The 2,049-nt window shown below is 42.7% G+C and carries 2 protein-coding genes; one reads left to right on the top strand and one right to left on the bottom strand.

Annotation, left to right across the window (positions count from 1 at the left end):
* Nucleotides 1-390: 390 nt before the first annotated feature.
* Nucleotides 391-714 (bottom strand): hypothetical protein, encoded by a 324-nt coding sequence (locus VGA95_07310; GenBank protein HEX9666355.1) that lies wholly within the window; start codon nucleotides 712-714, stop codon nucleotides 391-393.
* A 433-nt stretch (nucleotides 715-1,147) separates the two neighbouring features.
* Here VGA95_07310 and VGA95_07305 point away from each other — a divergent pair.
* Nucleotides 1,148-2,049, top strand: a 902-nt coding sequence (locus VGA95_07305; protein ID HEX9666354.1) for a di-heme oxidoredictase family protein, incomplete at its 3' end; no start/stop codon positions are given.

The following is a 2,049-nucleotide window of genomic DNA, read 5'->3' as shown; positions in this document are numbered from 1 at the left end:
GGAATAGGCGCACAGAATTTTAAAATCTCCTCCCCCATACCTATTTCTAACTTCTTTGTCTTGATACTGAAACGAGTTCAGCACAAGTACAAAGAAGCAACCCTTCGACCCTTCGATACACTCAGGACAGGCCCTTCGACTAAAAATCCTCAATAAAATCAATGACATGGAAACCTATCGGGACAAGAATGTCCCTGGTATCCATAATAAATACCGTCATCAATGACGATAGGCGGGGTTTTCCAACCCCGCATGGACAGAGCATAGGAATGACCCTGCCAGGAGTATAATAGCGAGTGAATGGAGGGTCTAGTGGGCAATTGAGTGGAAAGTGTGTCTGTTGATCTGCTGATACCCATGCAGCTTGCTGCGCGTTATTCCTGTCCTGGGTTATTCCTCTATTTGTGTTGGCGTCGGTTTTATCCCTATCCTTAATTCTATTACTTCAGCCTCTAAACGCTTTTTTTCGGCTAATAATTTCTGTTTCTCAAACGTAAGCTGATCGAGGTCCTTTTGTAATTTTTCTACTTCCATCCGAAGTTCTTCTATGCTTTTTTTCAGGATATCCGTGTTGGCTTTGGTTTCTTCAAGTTGAGTCTTTGTAGTTTCGTACTTTTCTTTTTCAACTTTTTCGGCCTTCTCTTTGCATCCCGGGGTCAACGATAATGCAAAAAGCATAAAAATTACGATCATTGATGATATAAGCTTTTTCATTAGCCCTATCCTCCTTTGAGTATCTGAGCAAATAAATTATATTTTTTATTCAAAAAAGTCAACTAAAGAATAAAAGACATTAAGTAGAAAATTCGCTTGCAATATACCATCTGAGCCGGTAAGTCAGATCTTTTTACTGCTTCGTTCTAGATGCCGAACCGATCGTCAGTAGTCGCCAGGAGATGATTCGCGATAAAATCCTCGAAACAATTGTGTCAGAAGTCAAACCATAATTTAATAGTATTCTTAAAATTAAATTGAGTCTAAAAGAGTATTGCTCGGTCCGTGGGTGATACCGATGCTTTTAGAAAAGTGGATGAAGAATTTCAATATCGAGCTTCTCCGCTTCTCCACACAACCACCACGAATTCCTGTTGATTTTTTCTTAAATTAAGATGTATAATATAAGGCTAAGGCGAGCATGGAGGATTAAATGAATAGGTCTTTCATAACTGCTGTGATTCTAACAGCGACGCTATTTGCTGGACTTTTAATTGATGGATGTGACAGTCAAAACGATGGCAATTCCAGGGAGGAGATTGCGGAATTTGGCAAACCACTTACAGGGCTCACCAGTGAACAGCTAAACCTATTCAATAAAGGATTAACAGAATTTACCAGGATCAGGACCGCTGAAACCGGATTGGGTCCCGTCTTTAACGAGAGAAGCTGCGATGCGTGCCATAGAGACCCGGCAATTGGGGGGGATATTAACGACCTTTCAATTATTCAAACCCTTTTTGGGACAGAGATAAGCAATTCTTTCAATGAATTAAAATCCGTAGGCGGAGACTTGCTCCAGACCAGGGGAATAGGAGAAGAAATCGAGGGCTGTCCTGTGGGGGAGGTAATTCCCGATGAAGCTACCATAGTTGCGACAAGGCAAATCCCCCCACTATTTGGAGACGGACTGATTGAAGCAATTCCAGAAGAGGTCATTATGGCCAATGAAGACCCCGATGATTTAGACGGCGATGGGATATCGGGTCGTGCGCATTTCTCGTTGTTCTATGAAATGATCACAAGATTTGGAGTCAAGGCCGACATTCCAGACTTAGATACCTTTACCGGATTTGCACTCGTAAGGGAGATGGGGGTTACAAACCCTCATGATGTTTTTGTGACAATTTTTGAACAATTGCCACAAGGTCAACCAATACCAGACGGGTGCGACCTTGTAGGGGGTTTTGAAGCCAGCTTCGAGGAGCTTGAAGCTATAGGCGCGTTTCAAAGATTTCTCGCGCCTCCGCCAAGGGGTGAGATAACGGAGGCAGTAAGTGACGGTGAAGCAGTCTTTGAAGAGATCGGATGCTCGAAATGCCATATCGATAGCCT

The organism is Thermodesulfobacteriota bacterium, from assembly GCA_036397855.1.
Lineage (GTDB): Bacteria > Desulfobacterota_D > UBA1144 > Nemesobacterales > CSP1-2 > DASWID01.
This window is presented reverse-complemented; position numbering and strand designations above follow the sequence as displayed.